The following is a 23956-nucleotide window of genomic DNA, read 5'->3' as shown; positions in this document are numbered from 1 at the left end:
GGCGCCTAGTTGCCCATGCCTAATACCCATTCGCCGTATACCGCGTTCGCTACGTTGCTTTCCAGTAACGGGCATCCTGTTTCTCCCGCCGAACTGCACGGCCTGCTGCTCGGCCGCTGCTGCGCCGGTGCCGGCTTCGATGCCGAGGCCTGGCTGGCCGATGCGGCGCAACTGCTGGAAAACGAGCCATCCGACCCGGTTCGCAATGCCCTGATCGGCCTGCAGGAAATGGTCAAGGGCGAGCTGACCGGCGAAGACATCGCCCTGGTTCTGCTGCTGCCGGGCGACGAAGCGGCGCTGCTCGACCGCGCCGTGGCGCTGGGACAGTGGTGCCAGGGCTTCCTCGCAGGCTTCGGTCAGCATTCGGGCGGCCTCGACCTGAGCAGCGACGCCAAGGAAGTGCTGCAGGACCTGGTGGCCATTTCCCAGGTGCAGGAAGCGCTGGAAGAATCCGAAGACGGCGAGAACGACTACATGGAGGTCATGGAGTACCTGCGTGTGGCGCCACTGTTGCTGTTCACCGAACTGGCCAAGCCGGCCGCGCCTGAGCCCAAGCCATCGCTGCACTGATCATCCGGGGGTCGTTTTGCCCATGAGCCACATACCCAAGGCGGAGTACGCCCGTCGGCGCAAGGCGCTGATGGCGCAGATGGTCCCCAACAGCATCGCCATCCTGCCGGCGGCTGCGGTCGCCATTCGCAACCGCGATGTCGAGCATGTCTATCGCCAGGACAGCGATTTCCAGTACCTCAGCGGCTTTGCCGAACCTGAGGCGGTGATCGCCCTGATCCCCGGCCGCGAGCATGGTGAGTACGTGCTGTTCTGCCGTGAGCGCAACCCTGAGCGCGAGCAATGGGACGGCCTGCGCGCCGGCCAGGACGGTGCGATCAAGGTGCATGGCGCAGACGATGCGTTTCCCATCGCCGACATCGACGAAATCCTGCCCGGCCTGATCGAAGGCCGCGAGCGGGTCTATAGCGCCATGGGCAGCAACCCCGAATTCGATCGCCGGCTGATGGACTGGATCAACGTGATCCGCTCCAAGGCCCGGCTCGGTGCGCAGCCGCCGAACGAGTTCGTTGCCCTGGATCACCTGCTGCACGACATGCGCCTGTATAAATCCGCCGCAGAAGTGAAAGTGATGCGCCTGGCTGCCGAGATTTCCGCCCGCGCCCATGTTCGCGCCATGCAGGCCTGCCGCGCCGGCCTGCATGAGTACAGCCTGGAGGCCGAGCTGGATTACATATTCCGCCAGGGCGGGGCGAAAATGCCGGCGTACGGCTCCATCGTCGCGGCGGGACGCAATGCCTGCATTCTGCACTACCAGGAGAACGACGCCGCGCTCAAGAACGGTGACCTGGTGCTGATCGACGCCGGCTGCGAAATCGATTGCTACGCCAGCGACATCACCCGCACCTTCCCGGTCAGCGGCACCTTCTCGCCTGAGCAGAAAGCTATCTATGAGCTGGTGCTGAAGGCTCAGGAGGCTGCATTCGCCGAGATTGCGCCGGGCAAGCACTGGAACCATGCCCACGAGGCAACCGTTCGCGTCATCACCGAAGGCCTGGTCGAACTGGGCCTGCTCAAGGGCGAGGTTCAGGCATTGATCGACAGCGAGGCGTACCGCGCCTTCTACATGCACCGCGCCGGCCATTGGCTGGGCATGGATGTACACGACGTCGGCGACTACAAGGTCGGCGGCCAGTGGCGGGTGCTGGAAGTAGGCATGGCATTGACCGTCGAGCCAGGCATCTACATCGGTGCCGATGACAAGTCGGTGGCCAAGAAATGGCGCGGCATCGGCGTGCGTATCGAGGACGATGTGGTGGTGACCCGACAAGGCTGCGAGATTCTCAGCGGTGGCGTGCCCAAGACCGTAAGCGAAATCGAGGCACTGATGGCCGCTGCCCGTGAGGCCGCCGCATGAGCCGGGTGAACCTGGCGATCATCGGCGGTGGGCTGGTCGGTGCCAGCCTGGCCCTGGCGCTGCAAGCCGGGGCCAAGGCGCGCGGCTGGAAGATCGTGCTGATCGAACCCTTCGCGCCGGGCGACAGTTTCCAGCCCAGTTACGATGCCCGCTCTTCCGCGCTGTCCTACGGCACTCGGCAGATCTATCAGCAGTTGGGCGTGTGGTCGCAGATCGCGCAGCGCGGCGAGCCGATCCTGCAGATTCAGGTATCGGACCGTGGCCGCTTTGGCGCCACCCGTCTTGCCGCCCATGATGAAGGCGTGCCGGCGTTGGGCTATGTGGTCGAGAACGCCTGGCTTGGCCAGTGCCTGTGGCAGGCCTTGGACACGGAAGTGGTCAGCTGGCGCTGCCCGGCCGAGGTGACCTCGCTGCAACCGATCGAGCACGGCTACCGGCTGCGCCTAGATGACGACACCTCGCTGGACTGCGACCTGGCCGTGCTCGCCGATGGCGGCCGCTCGGGCCTGCGCGAGCAGTTGGGCATCCATGTGCGCCGGCGGCCCTACGCGCAAAGCGCGCTGATCGCCAACATCACCCCTGGCGAACAGCATGCCGGGCAAGCGTTCGAACGTTTCACCGAGCAAGGTCCTATGGCCTTGCTGCCGCTGCCGGAAAACCGTTGTGCGCTGGTCTGGACCCGGCAGGGCATGGACGCGCAGCGTCTGGCCGAGATCGACGAGCGGCAGTTCCTGCGCGAGCTGCAAGACGCCTTCGGCTATCGCCTGGGGGCGTTGCGCCAGGTGGGCGCGCGTCATCTGTATCCACTGGCGCTGGTCGAAGCCCAGGAACAGGTGCGTCCGCACCTGGTGGTACTGGGCAACGCCGCGCACAGCCTGCACCCGATTGCCGGGCAAGGCTTCAACCTCTCGCTGCGCGACGTACAGGCGCTGGCCGAGGCGCTGCTCGGCGGCCCGGCGCAACCGGGTGACCTGGCCACCTTGCAGGCGTACCAGCAGCGCCAGCGGCTCGACCAGACCCTTACCGTCGGTTTCTCCGACCAGGTCACCCGACTGTTCGGCAGCCGACAGCCGCTGCTTGCCAACGCGCGCAACCTGGGCCTGCTCGGCCTCGACCTGCTGCCCCCGGCCAAGCGCTGGTTCGCGCGCCAGGCGATGGGGCTGGGCACGCGTCCTGCCCGGGGCGGACTGTGACCGACGCGCGCAGACTGGCCCGGCGGGCCCGCATGCTGCGCTGGCTGCTCAACTGCTACCCGCCTTATCTCGGGGCAGGCATTCGCGTGCAGTCGATCAGCCCGGACATGCGGCGCATCAAGGTGCGCATGAAACTGACCCGGTGGAATCGCAACTACGTCGGTACCCAGTTCGGCGGCAGCCTGTATTCAATGGTCGATCCTTTCTACATGCTGCTGCTGATCGAGCAACTGGGCAGTGAGTACATCGTCTGGGACAAGGCGGCCAGCATCGATTTCATCACCCCGGGCAAAGGTCCGGTGCATGCCGAGTTCGAAATCGATGACACCTTGCTGGACGACATCCGTCAGCAGACCGCCGGGGGCAAGAAATACCTGCCCAGGCTTCAGGTCGACATCCGCGACGACGCCGGCGAGCTGGTGGCGCGGGTCGACAAAACCTTATATGTGCGGCTCAAACCGCAAGCGAGGCAGGCGTAGATCATGGAATTGCGTGCGGATCTGGTGATTGTCGGTGCCGGTATGGTCGGCAGCGCCCTGGCGCTGGCCTTGCGCCACAGCGGCTTGCAGGTGCTGCTGGTCGACGGTGGGCCACTGGCGGTCGAGCCGTTCGATGCCGCAGCGCCGTTCGAGCCGCGGGTCAGTGCGTTGTCGGCGGCCAGCCAGCGCATCCTCGAACGCCTCGGTGCCTGGGACGGCATCGCCCGCAGGCGCTTGTCGCCGTATTCCGACATGCAGGTATGGGACGGCACCGGCACCGGCAACATCCACTTTTCCGCGGCCAGCGTGCATGCCGAGGTGCTGGGCCACATCGTGGAGAACCGTGTGGTTCAGGATGCTTTGGTCGAACGCCTGCACGACAGCGACATCGGCCTGCTGCCCGGCGCGCGGCTGGAACAGATGCGTCACTCCGGTGATGACTGGCTGCTGACCCTGGCCGATGGCCGCAGCCTGCGCGCGCCGCTGGTGATCGCCGCCGATGGCGCCCACTCGGCGGTGCGTCGCCTGACCGGGAGCGTCACGCGTGAGTGGGATTATCTGCACCATGCCATCGTCACCAGCGTTCGCTGCAGCCGACCGCACCAGTGTACCGCCTGGCAACGCTTCACCGATGAAGGCCCGCTGGCGTTCCTGCCGCTGGTCCGTGACGGCAACCAGGACTGGTGCTCGATCGTCTGGTCGATCACGCCTGAGCGCGCCGAGTGGGCCATGGGCCTGGATGACGCGGGCTTCTGCAAGGCGCTGGAACAGGCTTTCGAAGGACGCCTGGGCGAGGTGCTGCACGCCGACCCGAGGCTCTGTGTACCGCTGCGCCAGCGGCATGCCAAGCGCTACGTGGAACGCGGTCTGGCGCTGATCGGCGACGCAGCCCACACCATCCATCCCCTGGCTGGGCAGGGGGTGAACCTGGGCTTTCTCGATGCCGCCGTGCTCGCCGAAGAGTTGCAACACGCCGCCGCCCGTGGCGGGCGCCTGGCCGACCTCAAGGTGCTGAGCCGCTACGAGCGCCGGCGCATGCCGCACAACCTGGCGCTGATGGCCGCCATGGAGGGCTTCGAGCGGCTGTTCCAGGCCGACCCGCTGCCGCTGCGCTGGTTGCGCAACAGCGGCCTGAAAGTGGTCGAGCAACTGCCCGAAGCCAAAGCGCTGTTCGTTCGCCAGGCCCTGGGCCTGAGCGGTGACCTGCCGGAACTGGCGCGTCCGTGACCGACCCCCACCCCGCAGCAGACTACCGTCGCAACATCCGGTAACGCCTGGGTGGGTGAGTCGGCAAATAAGAACCACTACCCTTTGCGCCTCTCAATTCAGCGAGGAGCGCTTTCCATGTTGTCACGCAAGCCCCTGTTGGCCGCCCTGGCCCTTGTTCTGATCGGCGGCACTGCCCAGGCGGCGGACGAAGTGGTGGTCTATTCCTCGCGCATCGACGAGCTGATCAAGCCGGTGTTCGACGCCTACACCGCCAAGACCGGCGTCAAGGTCAAGTTCATCACCGACAAGGAAGCGCCGCTGATGCAACGCATCAAGGCCGAAGGGCAGAACGGCGTAGCCGATCTGCTGCTGACCGTCGATGCCGGCAACCTCTGGCAGGCCGAGCAGATGGGTATTCTCCAGCCGATCAAGTCGACCGTGATCGATCAGAACATCCCTGCCCAGTACCGCGCTTCGTCCCACGACTGGACCGGCCTGAGCCTGCGCGCACGCACCATCGTCTACGCCACCGACCGGGTCAAACCTGAAGAACTCAGCACCTATGAGGCGCTGGCCGACAAAGACTGGGAAGGCCGCCTGTGCCTGCGCACGGCGAAGAAGGTCTACAACCAGTCGCTGACCGCCACACTGATCGAAAACCACGGCCCGGCCAAAACCGAGGAAATCGTCAAGGGCTGGGTCGACAACCTCTCCACCGACGTGTTCTCCGACGACAACGCCGTGCTCCAGGCGATCGCCGCCGGGCAGTGCGATGTTGGTGTGGTCAACACCTACTATTTCGGGCGCATGCACAAGGCCGACCCGAACCTGCCGCTCAAGCTGTTCTGGCCCAATCAGGGCGACCGTGGTGTACACGTCAACCTCTCGGGCATTGGCCTGACCAAGCATGCACCGCACCCCGAAGCCGCCATCAAGCTGGTGGAATGGATGACCGGCGAGCAAGCGCAGAAGCTGTTCGCCGACCTCAACCAGGAGTTCCCGGCCAACCCCAAGGTCAAGCCATCGGATGAAGTGGCGGCCTGGGGCGACTTCAAGGCCGACAGCATTCCGGTAGAGGTGGCTGGCAAGCGCCAGGCCGAAGCGATCCGCCTCATGGATCGTGCAGGCTGGAACTGAGGCCTCCGCCCAACCAGCCCCACCCATGACGCCGTGGACCTGCCACGGCGTTGTGCCATCTGCCTTTCATCAAGTGATCGAGACCCTGCCGTGTCCCATGCTCCGCAACGCCGTTGGTACTTGCCCGTCGGCCTGACTGCTGCCCTGGTGATCCTGCCATTGAGCGTGCTGGTACTGTCTTGGCAGAGCATCGACATGCAGATCTGGTCGCACCTGCTCGATACGCAGATGCGCCGTTTGCTGGGCAATACCCTGACCCTGGTGGTCGGCGTGGGTGTGGGCGTGACGGTGCTCGGGGTCAGCCTGGCCTGGCTCACCACACTGTGCGAATTCCCGGGCCGGCGCTGGCTGGACTGGGCCTTGATGCTGCCGTTCGCCATTCCCGCCTATGTGCTGGCGTTCGTCTTCGTCGGCCTGCTGGATTTCGCAGGCCCGGTGCAGAGTGCCTTGCGCGAGGTGTTCGGACCGATGCGCCTGCCGCGGGTGCGCTCCACGGGTGGCGTGATCACGGTTCTGGTGCTGGTGTTCTACCCCTATGTCTATCTACTGGCGCGCAGCGCCTTCCTGGCCCAGGGCAGGGGCCTGATGGAGGTGGCACGGGTACTTGGGCTGTCGCCGCTGCAGGCGTTCTGGCGGGTGGCCCTGCCCATGGCCAGGCCCGCCATCGCGGCCGGTGTGGCGTTGGCGCTGATGGAGACGCTGGCCGATTTCGGCGCCGTATCCGTCTTCAATTTCGACACCTTCACTACCGCCATCTACAAGACCTGGTACGGCTTCTTCAGTCTGTCCAGCGCCGCGCAACTGGCCAGCCTGCTGCTGTTGTTCGTCATGTTGGTGCTCTACGCCGAGCGTCGCGCGCGAGGAGCGGGGCGCAGCGGCAACGAGCGCGCGCGGTCGCAGCCGTTGTACCGCTTGCGTGGCATCAAGGCGCTGGCTGCCAGCGGCTGGTGCCTGCTGGTGTTCGCCTGCGCGTTCGTCATTCCGCTGCTGCAACTGCTGGCCTGGTTCTGGCAGCGCGGCCGGCATGATCTCGACGAGCGGTACCTGGGCCTGGTGTCGCACACGGTTTCGCTTGGCCTGGGCGCTGCGGCGTTCACTGTCAGCGTGGCCCTGGTGCTGGCCTTCGCACGGCGTCAGGCGCCAACCTCGACCATTCGTAGCGGTGTGGCCGTGGCCAACCTGGGTTACGCCTTGCCCGGCTCGGTGCTGGCCGTTTCCCTGATGCTGGCGTTCAGCTACCTGGACAACCAGCTGGTGATTCCGCTGTCGCAGTGGCTCGGCGGGGCAGGCAAGCCGTTACTGCTGGGTAGTCTGTGGGCGCTGTTGCTGGCCTATCTGGTGCGCTTCATGGCGGTCGCCTACGGCCCGTTGGAAAGTACCCTGGCGCGCATTCGTCCGTCGCTGCCGGAAGCCTCGCGCAGCCTCGGTGTGGGCGGGCTGCCACTGCTGCGCAAGGTCTACCTGCCCTTGCTGCTACCTGGCACCCTCAGCGCGGCGCTGCTGGTATTCGTCGACGTCATCAAGGAAATGCCGGCCACCCTGCTGATGCGTCCATTCGGCTGGGACACCCTGGCGGTGCGCGTTTTCGAGATGACCAGTGAGGGCGAGTGGGCACGCGCCTCGCTGCCGGCGCTGACGCTGGTCGCGGTCGGCCTGGTACCGGTGATCGGGCTGATTCGCCGCTCGGCGCGGGCGCCAGGGCAACGCCACTGAGCGTGCCAGGGATCGCCCTTGTGTCTACAATGCGCGGCATTCGCAACGACGCGTCCTACAGCATCAACAGACAATTAAACGTCATCGGTCGTCGTTGCTTCGCCACGCCCGGAAGGAGAAACCCATGGGACAGCGTACGCCCCTGTATGACCTGCACTTGGCGCTCGGTGCCAAGATGGTCGACTTCGGTGGCTGGGATATGCCCTTGCACTATGGCTCGCAGGTCGAGGAGCACCATCAGGTGCGCGCTGACTGCGGCGTCTTCGATGTATCGCACATGACCGTGTTCGACCTCGACGGGGTCGATGCCACTGCCTACTTGCAGTACCTGATGGCCAACGATGCAGGTCAGCTCGATGAGATCGGCAAGGCGCATTGCAGCCCGATGCTCAACGAGCAAGGCAAGGTCATCGATGATCTGGTTGTCTACCGCACCGATGCTGGCTATCGCCTGGTGGCCAGCGCGCCCACCCGAGATCGGGTGCTCGGCTGGTTCCAGCAGCGCGGCAGCGGTTTCGAAGTCCGCGTAACGCCCTGTCCGCAACTGGCCATTCTTGCCATCCAGGGCCCGCATGCCCGGGAAAAGGTCGCTGAACTGCTCAGCAGCTCGCGCGCTGCCTTGGTTCGCAGGCTGCACCCGTTCGAGGGTGTGGCCGATGGCGAGTGGTTCATCGCCCGCACCGGCTATACCGGCGAGGACGGCCTGGAGATCATGCTGCCAGGCTCTCAGGCGCCCGGCTTCTTCTACGACCTGGTCGGGGCCGGTATCGCCCCGAGCGGCCTGGGCGCGCGTGACACCTTGCGCCTGGAGGCCGGGATGAACCTGTACGGCCAGGATATCGATGAGGCGCACACGCCGCTGACCTCCAACCTCGACACCTGCATCGCCTGGGAACCGGCCAGCCGGGATTTTCTCGGGCGCAGCGGCCTGCTGGCGGAGATCGAACGTGGCGTTCAGGAAAAGCTGGTCGGCCTGGTACTCGAAGAACGGGGCGTACTGCGCGCGCGTCAGGTGGTACGGGTGGCTGGGATTGGCGAAGGGGAGATCACCAGTGGTAGTTTCTCCCCTACGCTGAGCAAATCCATTGCCCTGGCAAGGTTGCCAATCGCCACGGGCGAGCGCGCCGAGGTGGAAATCCGCGGCAAGTGGTACCCGGTGCGCGTGGTCAAGCCGACCTTCGTGCGCCACGGCAAGATTCTGATCTGAACACACCAACGGCGGGATCGACCGCTGAACCTGATCGAGGAAAACACGACATGAGCAACATCCCCGCTGAGCTGCGTTTCGCCGAAAGTCACGAATGGGCCCGTCTGGAAGCTGACGGTTCCATCACCGTAGGCATCAGTGACCATGCCCAGGAAGCGTTGGGCGACGTGGTGTTCGTCGAGCTGGCGGAAGTGGGCAAGGTGTTCGCTGCGGGCGATGCGGCGGGTGTGGTCGAGTCGGTCAAGGCTGCGTCCGACATCTACTCGCCAGTCAGCGGTGAGGTGATCGCGGTCAACGAAGCGCTGGCCGACAGCCCGGAACAACTCAACGACGCGCCGTACCAGGCGTGGATCTTCAAGCTCAAGCCGAACGATGCCAGCGAGCTGGACAAACTGCTGGATGCGGCAGGCTACCAGGCTGCCATCGGCGAGTGATGCGCGGCGTTCGAAGCCAGGCCACCGCCTTCGGACGCCACACCCCGCTGTAAGACAAAACGACCATTCGTTCTTTTTTCTGAACGGCCTATTGTCCTACACCCCAGCAGACGCTTAGCATTCGTTTGAGATTTCAAACGCTCGATGCCCTGTGTCGGGCGCTTTTCAACAATCCACAATTCGGGAAGCCGACATGCAGCTCAAAGACGCTCAGTTGTTCCGCCAGCAAGCCTTCATCAACGGTGAGTGGCTGGATGCGGACAGCGGCCAGACCATCAACGTGACCAACCCGGCCACCGGTGAAGTCATCGGTACCGTCCCGAAGATGGGCACTGCCGAAACCCGCCGCGCCATCGAGGCGGCCGACAAGGCCTTGCCGGCCTGGCGTGCACTGACTGCCAAAGAGCGTTCCACCAAGCTGCGTCGCTGGTTCGAGCTGATGATCGAGCACCAGGACGACCTGGCCCGTCTGATGACCACCGAGCAGGGCAAGCCGCTGGCCGAAGCCAAGGGCGAAATCGCCTACGCCGCCTCGTTCATCGAGTGGTTCGCCGAAGAAGCCAAGCGCGTCTACGGTGACACCATCCCAGGCCACCAGCCGGACAAGCGCCTGATCGTCATCAAGCAGCCCATCGGCGTCACCGCGGCCATCACTCCGTGGAACTTCCCTGCGGCGATGATCACCCGTAAAGCCGGCCCGGCCCTGGCCGCCGGTTGCACCATGGTGGTCAAGCCTGCTTCGCAGACTCCGTACTCCGCCCTGGCCCTGGTCGAGCTGGCCACCCGTGCCGGTATTCCGCAAGGCGTACTCAGCGTGGTCACCGGCAGCGCCGGCGAAGTCGGCGGCGAGCTGACCGGCAACTCGCTGGTGCGCAAGCTGTCGTTCACCGGCTCGACCGAAATCGGTCGCCAGCTGATGCAGGAATGCGCCAAGGACATCAAGAAAGTCTCGCTGGAGCTGGGCGGCAATGCGCCGTTCATCGTGTTCGACGACGCCGACCTGGATAAGGCCGTCGAAGGCGCGATCATTTCCAAGTACCGCAACAACGGTCAGACCTGCGTCTGTGCCAACCGCATCTACGTGCAGGACGGCGTCTACGATGCCTTCGCCGAGAAGCTCAAGGCAGCGGTCGCCAAGCTCAAGATCGGCAACGGTCTGGAAGACGGCACCACCACTGGCCCGTTGATCGACAACAAGGCCGTGGCCAAGGTCCAGGAGCACATCGAAGATGCAGTCTCCAAGGGTGCCAAGGTGCTGTCCGGTGGCAAGCTGATCGAAGGCAACTTCTTTGAGCCGACCATTCTGGTCGACGTGCCGAAAACCGCTGCCGTCGCTAAAGAAGAGACTTTCGGCCCCCTGGCGCCGCTGTTCCGCTTCAAGGACGAGGCCGAAGTCATCGCCATGTCCAACGACACCGAGTTCGGCCTGGCTTCGTACTTCTACGCCCGTGACATGAGCCGTGTGTTCCGTGTCGCCGAGGCCCTGGAGTACGGCATGGTCGGTATCAACACCGGCCTGATTTCCAACGAAGTGGCGCCGTTCGGCGGCATCAAGGCTTCGGGCCTGGGCCGTGAAGGCTCCAAGTACGGCATCGAGGACTACCTCGAAATCAAATACCTGTGCATCAGCGTCTGATGCGCTGACAGGCTTTACCTCTGCCAGCGGGGCGCGAGAGCGACGCCTCGCTGGCCTTTTTTACAGCGCAGTACCTGGTGGCCAGGACGCGCGCGGCAGTCGATCAACGAATACTGTCCGCGGCGCACCCAGCCACCCCCGATAAGCGCGCCATCTGAATCGGCGCCAAAGAGGGCACCATGAGCAAGACCAACGAATCCTTGATGCAACGTCGTGTCGCCGCCGTTCCACGTGGCGTCGGCCAGATCCACCCGATCTTCGTCGAGAAAGCGAAGAACGCGACCGTGATCGACGTTGAAGGCCGCGAACTGATCGACTTCGCCGGCGGCATCGCCGTACTCAACACCGGCCACCTGCACCCGAAAGTGGTCGCCGCCGTTCAGGAACAGCTGACCAAAGTCAGCCACACCTGCTTCCAGGTACTGGCCTACGAGCCGTACGTTGAAGTCTGCGAAAAGATCAACGCCCTGGTGCCAGGCGACTTCGCCAAGAAGACCCTGCTGGTGTCGACCGGCTCCGAAGCGGTCGAGAACGCCGTGAAGATCGCCCGTGCCGCCACTGGCCGTGCCGGCGTGATCGCCTTCACCGGCGCCTACCACGGTCGCACCATGATGACCCTGGGCCTGACTGGCAAGGTCGTGCCGTACTCCGCAGGCATGGGCCTGATGCCAGGCGGCGTGTTCCGCGCGCTGTTCCCCAACGAACTGCACGGTGTCAGCGTCGATGAAGCCATCGCGTCGGTCGAGCGCATCTTCAAGAACGATGCCGAGCCTAAAGACATCGCCGCGATCATCCTCGAGCCAGTACAGGGCGAGGGCGGTTTCCTGCCAGCACCGAAAGAACTGATGCAGCGCCTGCGCGCGCTGTGCGACCAGCACGGCATCCTGCTGATCGCCGACGAAGTGCAGACCGGCGCTGGCCGTACTGGCACCTTCTTCGCCATGGAACAGATGGGCGTCGCGCCTGACCTGACCACCTTCGCCAAATCCATCGCTGGCGGCTTCCCGCTGGCCGGTGTGTGCGGCAAGGCAGAGTACATGGACGCCATCGCCCCAGGCGGCCTGGGCGGCACCTATGCCGGTTCGCCGATTGCCTGTGCTGCGGCCCTGGCGGTGATCGAAGTGTTCGAAGAAGAAAAACTGCTCGAGCGCAGCCAGGCAGTCGGTGAGCACCTGACCGCCGGCCTGCGCGCCATTCAGCAGAAGCACCCGATCATCGGTGATATTCGTGGTCTGGGCTCAATGATCGCCGTGGAAGTGTTCGAGAAGGGCACCCACACGCCGAACGCCGCAGCCGTTGCACAGGTCGTTGCCAAGGCTCGCGACAAGGGTCTGATCCTGCTGTCGTGCGGCACCTACGGCAACGTCCTGCGGATTCTGGTTCCGCTGACCGCCGAAGATGCACTGCTGGACAAAGGCCTGGCGATCATCGAAGAGTGCTTCGCTGAGCTGGGCTGATTACGCTGACCAAAGCCGCTCAGGTGATGAGGCTGTTCACTTGAACGGTGGTAGAACTGATCGGGGCTGCTATGCAGCCCCGATTGTTCTCACCCCAGCACGATCTGATTCTTGCCCTGACGCTTGGCCTGGTACATGGCTTCGTCGGCCCGGGCGAACAGGCTTTCCAGCCCTTCATCACCCTCGTCCAGACTGGTCAGGCCCTGGCTGACTGTCACGCAATACGGCTTCTGTCCATGGCTGAAACTCAGCCGCTGGATCTCCCGTTGCAGGCGCTCGGCGATTTGCTCGGCCACTTCTCGGGTGCAGCCGGGGAATACTGCGGCGAACTCTTCGCCCCCGACCCGCCCGAACAAATCCCCTCGGCGCAGCGCGCTCTTGCCACTGTCGGCAATGCGTTGCAGCACCTGATCGCCTTGCTGGTGGCCATAGCTGTCGTTGATCAGCTTGAAATCATCGATGTCGAGCAACAGGAATGACAGCGGGGTTCCGTCGGCGCGTGCGTCATCGAAGGCCTGCCGGGCACACTCGAAGAAATGCCGGCGGTTGCTGCTCTGGGTCAGCACATCGGTGGTGGCCAGGCGCTGCAGTTCGCGTTCTAGCTGTTTCTTCTCGGTGATGTCCTCGGCGATACCAACGATGATGACGCGGTTGTCGTCATCGTCACGGTGCTTGAGGTAGCACTTGTCGCTGAGCCAGCGCACTTCGCCTGCGGCGTTGATGATGCGGTACTCGCGATCTTCCACCGCGCCGTTGACCAGGACGTCGGCCATGCTGCGTTCTGCGTGGGCCAGGTCATCGGGGTACACGGCGTCGCGCCACTCGTTGTAGTCCGACAGCACCAGCGCAGCCTGGCGACCGAAGATGCGCTCGAACGCAGGGCTGACATACAGCACCTGGCGCGTTTCCCAATCGAACGCCCACAGCACCGCATTGACGCTTTCCAGCAAAGAACTGAACAGCTGTTCACGCTCGCCAAGACGAGAAACTTCGGCTTGGGCATGGAACAGGGCGAGCAGGGTCTGGGCAGTATCTGAAGGGGGCGCTTGGTACGCAGGGGGGTCGAGTTTCTTCGGCATCGGCAAGGATCGTCGGTTTGCGGTGGGCGTGTGGCACGGCCGGCCCGCCACGCGAGCGATTTGCCATATATGAGTAAATCACTGGGATTAAGTTCACACATCGCTTGCCGCTTGTCGTGTGTTCTCGCGTCGAAAAAAAACCTGTGCAGGACGCTGACGGGCAGCCATGGCGGCATTGTGCCCTTATACTTGCCGTTCATTTTCCCTGGGCTGACCCAACCCGTTATGTCTGTTTCCGTTCGCGACGCCTTGCGCATGGCTGCGCTGTACCTGGTGCTCTCGATAGTCTGGTTGGCGGTCGCCGGGCAGGTGCTCGACGACCTGATCGAAAACCCGCGCTGGCACGCCCTCGGCGGCCACCCCAGCGTGCTGGTCTGGGTGCTTGCCAGCAGCGTGCTGATATTCATCTCTCGCGCCCGTCTGCTCAGTTTCATCGGCTTGGGTGCGCGCCTGCGCCGCGAGGACCGCGAGCGGCTGCGCATGGCTGCAGCGGTGTTCGACACCACCCTCGAAGGGGTACTGGTGACCGACAGCAAGGGCCTGATCGTGCACGTCAACCGTGCCTTCATGCGCATCACCGGGTATCAGGAGGATGAAGTGCTCGGCCAGCGGCCGAACAAGTTCAAGTCCGGTCACCACGGCCCGGCCTTCTATCAGCAGATCTACGCCGCGCTGTCGAGCAATGGCGAGTGGAGCGGCGAGATCTGGAACCGTCGCAAGAGCGGGGAAATCTACCCGCAATGGCAGACCATCCGTGCCATCCGCGACGACCACGGTGCGGTCAGTCACTTCGTGGCGGTGTTCAGTGACATCAGCGCGATCAAGCACTCCGAGCAGGAGCTGGCGCACCTGGTGCATCACGATCCGCTCACCAGCCTGCCCAACCGCCTGTTGTTCAGCGACCGTGCCGAGCAGGCCCTGGCCGCCGCCCAGGCGCACAAGCGCGGGTGTGCCCTGTTGCTGATGGACCTCGACCATTTCCAGAGCATCAACGATGGCCTGGGCCACCCCATCGGAGACCAGTTGCTCAAGCGTGTCGCCGAGCGTCTGAGCGACGTGCTCGGCAGCGGCCTGACCCTGGCGCGGCTGGGCGGCGACGAGTTTGGTGTGTTGCTCGAAGGCTGTCAGCAGGTCGGCGAGGCCGCCAGCGTGGCGCGCACTGTCATCGAACGCATGAAGACGCCGTTCAGCTTCAATGGCCACCGGCTGTTCATCAGCGTCAGCATCGGCATCAGCCTGTTCCCCCACGATGCACTGACGGCCGAGCAGTTGCTGCGCAACGCCGATTCGGCGCTGTTCAAGGCCAAGACCTGTGGCCGTGCGGGTTACGCCTTGTACACCGAAGAGCTGACCGCCCACGCCCAGCACCGCGTGGAAACCGCCGGTGAGCTACGCCGGGCGCTGGAGCACGACGAGTTGCAGGCGTACTTCCAACCGGTACATGACCTGGCGTCCGGCGCCATGATCGGGGTCGAAACCCTGGTGCGCTGGCTGCACCCGCACCGCGGCCTGGTGGCCCCGGGTGAGTTCATTCCGATTGCCGAGCGTAGCGGGCTGATCGCCGAAATCGACACCTGGGTGCTGCGTCAGGCGTGCCAGCAGATGGTGCGCTGGCAGGCCGAAGGCCGGGCGCTGGAGTTCGTCGCGGTGAACATCTCCAGCCGTCTGTTCAGCCAGCGCAGCCTGTACCGGGAAGTGGCCAAGGTGCTGGACGAAACCGGCATGAACCCCGGGCTGCTGGAAATCGAGGTCACCGAGAGCGCAGTGATGGATGACCCGGAAGTGTCGCTGGAGCAATTGCATCGCCTGCGCGAACTGGGCCTGCGCCTGGCCATCGATGATTTCGGCACCGGTTATTCGTCGCTGCTGCGGCTAAAGCGCCTGCCGGTGCAGAAACTCAAGATCGACCAAGGCTTCGTCGCCGGTCTGCCGGATGACGAAGATGACATCGCCATCGTCCGGGTCATCATCGCCCTGGCTCGCAGCATGGGCATGCAGGTACATGCCGAGGGTATCGAGCACGCGCAACAGGCGCAGCTGCTGCTCACCCTGGAGTGTCAGCTGGGGCAAGGCTACTGGTTCGGCCGGCCGATGCCGGCGGATGAACTGATGGCCACGGCACACGCAGGGGTGGCGCGACACGGGCGGCGGCTACGCTGACCGCGTGTGGCGCCAGAGCGCTAGCCTTGCGCCGCCGTGCCGAGGAATTTGCGCAGAAATTGCCGGGTCCGTTCGTGTTGCGGGTTGGCGAACAGCGCCTTGGCCTCGCCCTGCTCGACGATCACCCCCTTGTCGAAGAAAATCACCCGGTGAGCGACATCGCGGGCGAAGCTCATTTCATGGGTGACGATGATCAACGTACGTTGCTCTTCGGCCAGGCTGCGGATGGTCCCGAGCACCTCACCGACCAGTTCCGGGTCGAGCGCCGAGGTCGGTTCATCGAACAGCATGACCTGCGGCTCCATCGCCAGGGCCCGGGCGATGGCCACACGCTGCTGCTGGCCGCCAGACAGGCGCCGCGGGTAGGCGTCTTCCTTGCCGGCCAGACCGACCTTGCCCAGCAGCCGACGGCCCAGCGCCAGCGCCTGCTCGCGCGGCGTCTTCTTCACCACCAGTGGCCCTTCGATGACGTTTTCCAACGCCGTACGGTGCGGGAACAGGTTGAAGTTCTGGAACACGAAACCGGCCTGCTGGCGCAGACGGCGGATCGCAGCCTGCTGGCTGCTTAGCGGGCGGTTGGCGTCGATGCTGATCTGGCCGATGCGAATGCTGCCGCTGTCGGGAGTCTCCAGCAGGTTCAGGCAGCGCAGGAAGGTGGTCTTGCCCGAGCCGCTGGGCCCGATGATGGCGATGACCTCACCGGCGCTGACCTGCAGGTCGATGTCGTGCAGGACGGTCTGGCCGTTGAAGCGTTTGCTCAGCCCTTTGACGGCGATCATGCCTCAGTGCTCCTGATCGTGGCGGTTGACCCGCGCTTCAAGGCGATTCTGCAAGTGCGCCAGGATGCTCGCCAGCACCCAGTAGATCAGCGCCGCCGCCAGGTACAGGGTGAACACCTCGAAGGTGCGTGCGGTGATCAACTGGGCCTGGCGGAACAGCTCCGGCACCTGGATGGTGGCCGCCAGGGCCGTGTCCTTGACCAGCGAAATGAAACTGTTGCCCAGCGGCGGCAAGGCCGTGCGCATGGCTTGCGGCAGGATCGCCCGGCGCAGTGCCTGGGCGCGGGTCATGCCGATGCTGGCGCAAGCTTCCCACTGGCCCTTGTCGATCGAGGAGATCGCCGCCCGGAGAATCTCGCAGGTATAGGCCGCCATGTTCAGGGAGAATCCGATCAGCGCGGCGGGCAGTGGGTCGAGCTCCAGTCCGACCTGGGGCAGGCCGTAGTAGATGACGAACAGTTGCACCAACAGCGGCGTGCCGCGAAAGAACGACACATAGATGCGCGCCAGCCAGCTCACCGGCCATAGCCGCGACAGCCGCATCAGCGCCAGGGCGAAGCCCAGCATCAGGCCGAAGAACATGCCGCCGACGCTGAGCACGATGGTGAAGTAGGCGCCCTTGAGCAGAAAGGGCGCCGAGTCCAGCGCCAGTTGCAGGCTTTCTTCGATCATTGGGTGACGTCGGCGCCGAAGTATTTCTCGGACAGTTTGCCGAGGGTGCCATCGGCCTTGAGTGCCGCCAGCGCCTTGTTCAGGGCTTCGAGCAGCTCAGGCTCGTTCTTGCGCACCGCGATGCCCGACTCCAAGTGTGAGAACGCTTCACCGGCCAACGCGGTGTCCTTGGCCTTCTTGGCATATTCCAGGGCCGCCAGGCGGTCGATGAGGATAGCGTCGATACGGCCCACGCGCAGGTCCTGGAATTTCGCCGGGTCATCGTTGTAGGTGCGCACATCGGCGCCCGGTACTTCCTTTCTCACCCATTGTTCGTAGTTGGTGCCCAGGCCCACCCCGACCTTCTTGCCATCCAGGTCGGCCGCGTTTTTGATCGCCAGTTTGGCGAGATTCTTCTCCAGCACCAGCGCCTGAATGCCCGAAACGGTGTAGGGCGTCGAGAAGTCGTAGGCCTTCTTGCGCTCATCGGAAATGGTCACCTGGTTGACCACCACATCGAGGCGTTTCGATTGCAGCGCAGCCAGAATGCCGTCCCATGGGGTGGGTTGCAGCTTGACCTTGACCCCCAGCTGCTTGGCCAGCGCCTCGGACAATTCGACCTCGAAGCCTGTGAGCTTGCCGCTTTCGTCGACGAAGCTGAAGGGCGGGTATGTGCCCTCCAGGCCGACGTTGAGCACGCCTTTTTCCTGGATGGTCTTGAGTTGTTCACCGGCAGAAGCCTGGCCCAACATGCCTGTGCCCAGCAGCAGGGCAAGACCAGCGGTGAGAAGCGGTTTGGCGAGCTTGATCATGTTAGGCCTGCTGAATGTGGGGATGGGGGTAGCGACTATAGAGGCGCGGCTTTTAGTGCAGGAAATAATAAAAAAGCATTTTGTTATTCCAGCCATTGGCTTGCTCAGCACCTCTGGCTATTAGGTTAGGCCAGGAAATGCCAACACGTGAGTCGACAGTGGTTCATGATCGGCCAATGGGACCAAAGCGGTGTTTTTTGCAGGAGCAGGATTCCCGTAGAGTGGGTCGCTGCTTGGGTTACCTTTCGAATCAGAATCTGTTGCAGGAGAACACCGTGAGCCAACCAACCTCTACCAGCCAGTGGCAGCTGCCGGCCATCGTCAGCGGCCTGCGCAGTGCCCGCGAACAGTGGCGTACGCGCAATGGGCGCAGCAGCGGCGAGCAGGGCGGGCGCGAACTGCCCTCGCGCGAAGCCATCGGTCAGGTGTTCGAGCAGCTCTGCGGTGCGCTGTTTCCCATGCGCCTGGGCCCGGTCGACCTGCGCGAAGAAAGCGAAGACTTCTATGTCGGGCACACCCTCGACACCGCGTTGACCTCGCTGCTGACCCAGGCGCGCCTGGAGCTGCGCTACGCCGCGCGCCACGACAACGCCGACGTCGCCGCCAGTGATGCCCGTGCGCTGAGTGTCATTCAGCACTTCGCCGCCGCCTTGCCGCACCTGCGTGTGCTGCTCGACACCGACGTGCTGGCCGCCTACCACGGCGACCCGGCGGCGCGCAGCGTCGATGAAGTGTTGCTGTGCTACCCCGGCATTCTGGCAATCATCCACCACCGCCTGGCGCATCACCTGTACCGCGCCGGTTTGCCGCTGCTGGCGCGGATCGGCTCGGAGCTGGCGCACTCGGCCACCGGCATCGACATCCATCCGGGTGCGCAGATCGGCCCCGGCTTCTTCATCGACCACGGCACCGGCGTGGTGATCGGCGAGACCGCGATCATTGGCGAGCGGGTGCGCATCTACCAGGCCGTGACCTTGGGCGCCAAGCGGTTCCCGGCCGATGAGTCCGGCACGCTGCACAAGGGCCAGCCGCGCCACCCCATCGTCGAGGACGATGTGGTGATCTACGCCGGCGCCACCATCCTTGGACGCATCACCATCGGCCAGGGCTCGACCATCGGTGGCAACGTCTGGCTGACCCGCAGCGTGCCGGCGCAGAGCAACATCACCCAGGCCAACCTGCAACTCGATTGCCAGGACAAGCACTGAGCCACGTGATGCCCGCAACGGCGGCAGGGTGCAGCGACCCATGCCCGCCGTTGAACACCTTGGCCGCTGCCCCGATACGCCTGTGAATCGCCGGTTGCAGGTGCGGAACTTGCCTCTGCCAACCCTTCTCTGAGTCAGACACCGAGAGCGACCCCGCCATGCCCGTTCGGCTCGAGCGGGTCGCCATGGACGACGATCCGTGGTTAACTTGAACGCTTGTTCAATTTAAAAACGCTGGTCCGTTGCCGGTGTTCAACAGGAGGATTCCCTTTGCTGAACCCGTTCAATCCGAACATTCCGAACCCTTGCGAGGTGCCCGTCCGATGAGTGCCTCCAGCGCATCTGCTACTCCCGAGCAGTCCCCCGACAAGATCCGCATGAACCCGCCAGTGTTCTACTTCGCGGCGAGCGTCATTCTGCTGTTCGGCCTCACCGTCATCAGTTTCCCCGACGCCGCCGGCCAGTGGCTGCTGGCGGCGCAGAACTGGGCCGCCAACACCGTTGGTTGGTACTACATGCTGGCGATGACGCTGTATCTGGTCTTCGTGGTGGTCACCGCCTTGTCTGGCTACGGCAAGATCAAGCTCGGTGCCGACCACGACGAGCCCGAATTCAGTTACCTGTCATGGGCCGGCATGCTGTTCGCCGCCGGCATCAGCATCACGCTGTTCTTCTTCTGCGTCTCCGAACCCCTGACCCACATGCTGCAGCCGCCCCAGGGCGAGGCCGGCACGGTCGAGGCCGGGCGTCAGGCGATGCAGATCCTGTTCCTGCATTGGGGCCTGCACGGTTGGGGCGTGTTCGCCTTCGTCGGCATGGCCCTGGCCTACTTCGCCTATCGGCATAACCTGCCGCTGGCGCTGCGCTCGGCGCTGTACCCGCTGATCGGCAAGCGCATCAACGGCCCGATCGGCTACGCGGTGGACGGCTTCGGCATCATCGCCACGGTGTTCGGCCTGGGGGCCGACATGGGCTTTGGCGTGCTGCATCTCAACTCCGGGCTGGACTACCTGTTCGGCGTCAGCCACAGCCAGTGGGTGCAGGTGCTGCTGGTCACGCTGATGATGGGCGCGGCGGTGGCCGTGGCGGTCGCTGGCGTCGAGAAAGGCGTACGGGTGATGTCCGACATCAACCTGTTCCTGGCCTGTGCGCTGTTGCTGTTCGTGCTGTTCGCAGGCCCCACCCAGCACCTGTTCAACACCCTGATCCAGAACCTTGGAGACTACCTCGGCGCCTTGCCGAGCAAGAGCTTCGATGTCTACGCCTACGGTGAAAACCGCGACTGGCTGGGCGGCTGGACGGTGTTCTATTGGGCCTGGTGGATTGCCTGGTCGCCGTTCGTGGGCCTGTTCATCGCGCGTATTTCCCGTGGCCGCACCATCCGCGAGTTCGTCTTCGGCGTGCTGCTGATTCCACTGGGCTTCACCCTGGCGTGGATGTCGATCTTCGGCAACAGCGCGCTCGACCAGGTGATCAACCACGGCATGACCGCCCTCGGCCAGTCGGCCCTGGACAACCCGTCCATGAGCCTGTACCTGCTGCTTGAAACCTATCCGTGGAGCAAGACGGTGATCGCCGTCACCGTGTTCATCAGTTTCGTGTTCTTCGTCACCTCGGCCGACTCCGGCACCGTGGTGTTGTCGACGCTGTCGGCCAAAGGTGGGCAGGCCGATGAAGATGGTCCGAACTGGCTGCGCATCTTCTGGGGCGCGATGACCGCACTGGTGACCAGCAGCCTGCTGTTCGCCGGCAGCATCGACTCGCTGAAATCGGCGGTGGTGCTGACCTCGTTGCCGTTCTCGCTGATTTTGCTGTGCATGATGTGGGGGCTGCACAAGGCCTTCTACATGGAATCGCAGCGGCTGATCGCGCGGACCCATTCACTGGCGCCGTTCGCCCAGACCCGCCGCGGTCGTGGTGGTTGGCGTCAGCGCTTGAGCCAGGTGGTGCACTTCCCGTCGCGCGACGAAGTCTATCGGTTCATGGATGACGTGGTGCGCCCGGCGATCAAGGACGTCACCGAGATGTTCGAGCAGAAGGGCCTGGTGTTGATCACCCAGGACGACCCGGCGCACGACAACGTCAGCCTCAAGGTCGGTCATGGTGAAGAGCAGCCGTTCATCTACCAGGTGCAGATGCGTGGCTACTTCACCCCCTCGTTCGCTCTGGGCGGGCTCGGTTCGCAGCCGCTGAACAACCGCCGCTACTACCGCGCCGAGGTGCATCTGTCAGAGGGCAGCCAGGACTACGACCTGGTGGGCTACAGCAAGGAGCAGATCATCAACGACATCCTCGACCAGTACGAACGGCACATGCAGTTCCTGCACATGGTCAGGTAGGTCAGTGATGAAGGCTGGGCCGCGCTGCGGCCCAGCCTTCAGAACGGCACATCCCCCAGAATCGTCGCCCGGTGCATCACCCGCCGCTGTGGGCGGTAGTCGTCCACCGCGTAATGCTGGGTCACGCGGTTGTCCCAGAACGCGACGTCGTTTTCCTGCCAACGCCAGCGGATGCTGAATTCCGGGCGGGTGGCGTGGGCGAACAGCAGTTTGAGCAAGGCGTCGCTCTCGTGCGCCTCCAGCTCATTGATCCGTGTGGTGAACCCCTCACTGACGAACAGTGCCTTGCGCCCGCTCTGCGGATGGGTGCGCACCACCGGGTGCGACAGCGGCGGGTGCTCGCGGCGGGTGGCTTCCCAGCGCGCCAGGTCTTCGGCGGTGTTGCCGAAGCGCTCCAGCGGAAACGAGCGGGTGAAATCATGGGTGGCCGTCAGGCCATCGAGCAAACTCCGCAGCGGCGCCGACAGCGCCTCGAAGGCGGCGATACCACTGGCCCACAGGGTATCGCCGCCATAGGCCGGTAACTGCTTGGCGCTGAGCACCGCGCCCAGTGCCGGGGTGGGCAGGAAGGTCACGTCGGTGTGCCAGATGGCGTTGTCACGAACGTCGGTCACGGCGGTGTCGAGCACCAGCACCTGTGGCACATCGGCCACCTTGGGGTAAATCGGGTGAATGTGCAGGTCGCCGAACTGCGCGGCGAAGTGCGCCTGCTGCTGCGGGCTGATCGGCTGATCGCGGAAGAACAGCACCTGGTGCTTGAGCAGCGCCTGCTCGATGGTGTCGCGTTGTGCACGGTCCAGCGGGCGGGCCAGGTCGATACCGCTGAGCTGCGCGCCGAGGGCGGGGCCAAGGGGGTGGATGGTCAGGCTCATGTGGCGCTCCGGGTTCGGCAAAAAGGTAGGTTCAGTGACTTTTGCCGTGCCACGGCACCAGCGTGCGTTGCAGGGCACGCAGGCCCATCTCCAGGGCAAAGGCGATCAGCGCGATCAGCACGATGCCCAGCACCACCACATCGGTGACCAAAAACTGCGCCGCGGACTGCACCATGAAGCCCAGGCCGCGTGTGGCGGCGATCAGCTCGGCCGCCACCAGGGTCGACCAGCCGACCCCCAGGCCAATGCGGATGCCGGTGAGCATCTCTGGCAAGGCGCTGGGCACGATCACGTGGGCGATCAACTGCGCCCGACTGGCGCCCAGCGATTGCGCCGCGCGCAGCTTGACCGGGTCGACGGTACGCACTGCCGTGGCGGTGGCGATGGCAACCGGGGCGAAGATCGCCAGGTAGATCAGCAGCACCTTGGACAGCTCGCCGATGCCGCACCAGATCACGATCAACGGTAGGTACGCCAGCGGTGGAATCGGCCGGTAGAACTCGATCAACGGGTCGAAGATGCCCCGCGCCACCCGGTTGCAGCCGATGGCGATACCCAGCGGAATCGCCGTGAGCACCGCCGCCAGCAAGGCCACGCCGATACGTCCCAGGCTCGCGCCCAGGTGCTGCCACAGGCTGGCGTCCATGTAACCCTGGCTGAGCAGGCTTGCGGTCTTGCGCACGATGTCGCCGGGCGAGGGGAGAAACAGCGGCTCGATCCAGCCGGCTGCCGTCACCAGCCACCACAGGGCGAGCAAGGTGAGCGCGGTCAGGGTGCTGATCCAGCGGGTCGAAAGGGCACGCCGTGGTGGGCGCGCCAACGCGGCGGCAGGCTGCGATTGCGCCTGCAGAGGTACTTGCAGACTGCTCATGCTGTTGCCCGCCGTGTGGCCTGACGCTGTTCGAAGACCCGCGCCAGCACCTGCTCGCGGGTGGCGATGAAGGCCGGGTCCGACTTGATCGCCCGCGCCGACTCGCCGGCTGCATAGCGCTGGCCGAAGTTCAGTTGCAGGCGTTCGACGATGCGCCCCGGGTCAGGCGCCAGCAGCACCAGATCGGTGGCGAGGAACACCGCCTCTTCGATGTCGTGGGTGATCAGCAATACCGGCTTGGCACTGCGTTGCCATATGCGCAGAAGCAATTCCTGCATCTGCTCGCGGGTAAAGGCATCGAGGGCGCCGAACGGCTCATCCATCAACAGCAACTGTGGTTCGGCAGCCAGCGCCCGGGCCAGCCCCACGCGCTGTTTCTGCCCGCCCGACAGTTGCCAGATGCGCCGCTCGGCGAAGCCGGCGAGGTCGACCAGTGCCAGCATCTCCCGCGCGCGGGCTTCGCGTTCCGCCTTGGCGACCCCGGCCAGGGCCAGGCCGAAGGCGACGTTGCCCAGCACGGTTTGCCACGGCAGCAGCGCGTCATCCTGAAACACCACGCCGCGCTCGGCGCCCGGGCCGCTGATCGGCACGCCATCGAGGGTGATGTGCCCGGCGCTGGGGGCGACGAAACCGGCGATGAGGTTGAGCAGCGAGGTCTTGCCGCTGCCCGAAGGGCCCAGCGCCACCACTAACTGGCGTGGGCCGAGGCTCAGGTCGATGTCGGCCAGCACCGGGGTGGCGGCGCCGGGGTACTGTGCGCTGATGCGCTGCAGTTCAAGCAAGGCCATGGCAG

21 protein-coding genes are annotated in these 23956 nt (G+C 64.6%); 14 read left to right on the top strand and 7 right to left on the bottom strand.

What is annotated here, in order from left to right:
• The first annotated feature begins 15 nt into the window (after positions 1-15).
• The 11 genes from LK03_RS05170 (at position 16) to gabT (ending at position 12392) form a co-directional block, all read left to right on the top strand.
• Positions 16-570 (top strand): YecA family protein, encoded by a 555-nt coding sequence (locus tag LK03_RS05170; protein WP_038411368.1) that lies wholly within the window; start codon positions 16-18, stop codon positions 568-570.
• Between the two features lie 22 nt (positions 571-592).
• Entirely contained in the window at positions 593-1927 is a 1335-nt protein-coding gene (gene pepP, locus LK03_RS05165) for a Xaa-Pro aminopeptidase (protein ID WP_038411367.1), read from the top strand.
• A complete protein-coding gene (gene ubiH / locus LK03_RS05160) occupies positions 1924-3120 on the top strand; it encodes a 2-octaprenyl-6-methoxyphenyl hydroxylase (protein WP_038411366.1) in 1197 nt (398 codons plus the stop codon). The genes pepP and ubiH overlap by 4 nt, the downstream gene beginning before the upstream one ends.
• Before the next feature lie 32 nt (positions 3121-3152).
• Complete coding sequence (locus LK03_RS05155) at positions 3153-3599, top strand: DUF4442 domain-containing protein (RefSeq protein ID WP_430962058.1); 447 nt, start codon at positions 3153-3155, stop codon at positions 3597-3599.
• 9 nt (positions 3600-3608) lie between these two features.
• Positions 3609-4826, top strand: a complete 1218-nt coding sequence (locus LK03_RS05150) for a 2-octaprenyl-3-methyl-6-methoxy-1,4-benzoquinol hydroxylase (protein ID WP_205621234.1) — start codon at positions 3609-3611, stop codon at positions 4824-4826.
• A 117-nt stretch (positions 4827-4943) separates the two neighbouring features.
• Positions 4944-5945, top strand: a complete 1002-nt coding sequence (locus LK03_RS05145) for an extracellular solute-binding protein (RefSeq protein ID WP_038411363.1) — start codon at positions 4944-4946, stop codon at positions 5943-5945.
• A gap of 90 nt (positions 5946-6035) precedes the next feature.
• Positions 6036-7658, top strand: a complete 1623-nt coding sequence (locus LK03_RS05140; protein ID WP_038411362.1) for an ABC transporter permease — start codon at positions 6036-6038, stop codon at positions 7656-7658.
• A 124-nt stretch (positions 7659-7782) separates the two neighbouring features.
• Positions 7783-8865: a glycine cleavage system aminomethyltransferase GcvT gene (gcvT, locus tag LK03_RS05135; RefSeq protein WP_038411361.1), complete on the top strand. Its 1083-nt coding sequence runs from the start codon at positions 7783-7785 to the stop codon at positions 8863-8865.
• Between the two features lie 50 nt (positions 8866-8915).
• Positions 8916-9299 carry a glycine cleavage system protein GcvH gene (gene gcvH / locus LK03_RS05130; protein WP_038411360.1) on the top strand — a complete coding sequence of 128 codons (384 nt, stop codon included), beginning with the start codon at positions 8916-8918 and terminating at the stop codon, positions 9297-9299.
• Between the two features lie 193 nt (positions 9300-9492).
• On the top strand, positions 9493-10935 hold the full coding sequence (gabD, locus tag LK03_RS05125; RefSeq protein WP_038411359.1) for an NADP-dependent succinate-semialdehyde dehydrogenase: 1443 nt from the start codon (positions 9493-9495) through the stop codon (positions 10933-10935).
• A 179-nt stretch (positions 10936-11114) separates the two neighbouring features.
• The gene (gene gabT, locus LK03_RS05120; RefSeq protein ID WP_038411358.1) at positions 11115-12392 is read left to right on the top strand and encodes a 4-aminobutyrate--2-oxoglutarate transaminase; all 1278 of its coding nucleotides are present in this window, start codon (positions 11115-11117) and stop codon (positions 12390-12392) included.
• An 89-nt stretch (positions 12393-12481) separates the two neighbouring features.
• Here gabT and LK03_RS05115 read toward each other — a convergent pair whose 3' ends face one another.
• Positions 12482-13471, bottom strand: a complete 990-nt coding sequence (locus LK03_RS05115) for a GGDEF domain-containing protein (RefSeq protein ID WP_038411357.1) — start codon at positions 13469-13471, stop codon at positions 12482-12484.
• Between the two features lie 225 nt (positions 13472-13696).
• Here LK03_RS05115 and dibA point away from each other — a divergent pair, with 225 nt between their 5' ends.
• On the top strand, positions 13697-15631 hold the full coding sequence (gene dibA / locus LK03_RS05110) for a phosphodiesterase DibA (RefSeq protein WP_049870432.1): 1935 nt from the start codon (positions 13697-13699) through the stop codon (positions 15629-15631).
• 20 nt (positions 15632-15651) lie between these two features.
• Here the strand turns inward: dibA and tcyN are convergent, their stop codons facing one another.
• From tcyN to tcyJ, 3 genes are read right to left on the bottom strand one after another with little or no spacing between them, the layout of a single operon-like run.
• Entirely contained in the window at positions 15652-16410 is a 759-nt protein-coding gene (tcyN, locus tag LK03_RS05105) for an L-cystine ABC transporter ATP-binding protein TcyN (RefSeq protein WP_038411356.1), read from the bottom strand.
• Positions 16411-16413: 3 nt separating this feature from the next.
• Positions 16414-17082, bottom strand: a complete 669-nt coding sequence (tcyL, locus tag LK03_RS05100) for a cystine ABC transporter permease (protein ID WP_038411355.1) — start codon at positions 17080-17082, stop codon at positions 16414-16416.
• Positions 17079-17873, bottom strand: a complete 795-nt coding sequence (tcyJ, locus tag LK03_RS05095) for a cystine ABC transporter substrate-binding protein (RefSeq protein ID WP_038411354.1) — start codon at positions 17871-17873, stop codon at positions 17079-17081. The genes tcyL and tcyJ overlap by 4 nt, the downstream gene beginning before the upstream one ends.
• A 275-nt stretch (positions 17874-18148) precedes the next feature.
• Between tcyJ and epsC the strand changes: the two genes are divergently transcribed.
• Together epsC and betT are read left to right on the top strand one after the other, a co-directional pair.
• The gene (gene epsC / locus LK03_RS05090; protein WP_038414615.1) at positions 18149-19081 is read left to right on the top strand and encodes a serine O-acetyltransferase EpsC; all 933 of its coding nucleotides are present in this window, start codon (positions 18149-18151) and stop codon (positions 19079-19081) included.
• A gap of 323 nt (positions 19082-19404) precedes the next feature.
• On the top strand, positions 19405-21420 hold the full coding sequence (betT, locus tag LK03_RS05085) for a choline transporter BetT (RefSeq protein ID WP_038411353.1): 2016 nt from the start codon (positions 19405-19407) through the stop codon (positions 21418-21420).
• Positions 21421-21458: 38 nt separating this feature from the next.
• Here betT and tauD read toward each other — a convergent pair whose 3' ends face one another.
• Genes tauD through tauB form a run of 3 tightly spaced genes read right to left on the bottom strand, consistent with a single transcriptional unit; the run spans position 21459 to position 23951 of the window.
• Positions 21459-22292, bottom strand: coding sequence for a taurine dioxygenase (tauD, locus tag LK03_RS05080; protein WP_038411352.1), 834 nt, complete (start codon positions 22290-22292; stop codon positions 21459-21461).
• 31 nt (positions 22293-22323) lie between these two features.
• A complete protein-coding gene (gene tauC / locus LK03_RS05075; RefSeq protein ID WP_038411351.1) occupies positions 22324-23163 on the bottom strand; it encodes a taurine ABC transporter permease TauC in 840 nt (279 codons plus the stop codon).
• Positions 23160-23951: a taurine ABC transporter ATP-binding subunit gene (gene tauB / locus LK03_RS05070; RefSeq protein ID WP_038411350.1), complete on the bottom strand. Its 792-nt coding sequence runs from the start codon at positions 23949-23951 to the stop codon at positions 23160-23162. Before tauB ends, tauC begins: the two co-directional genes overlap by 4 nt.
• Between the last annotated feature and the right edge of the window lie 5 nt (positions 23952-23956).

Source organism: Pseudomonas cremoricolorata (genome assembly GCF_000759535.1).
In the GTDB taxonomy this organism is placed as follows: Bacteria; Pseudomonadota; Gammaproteobacteria; order Pseudomonadales; family Pseudomonadaceae; genus Aquipseudomonas; species Aquipseudomonas cremoricolorata_A.
This window is presented reverse-complemented; position numbering and strand designations above follow the sequence as displayed.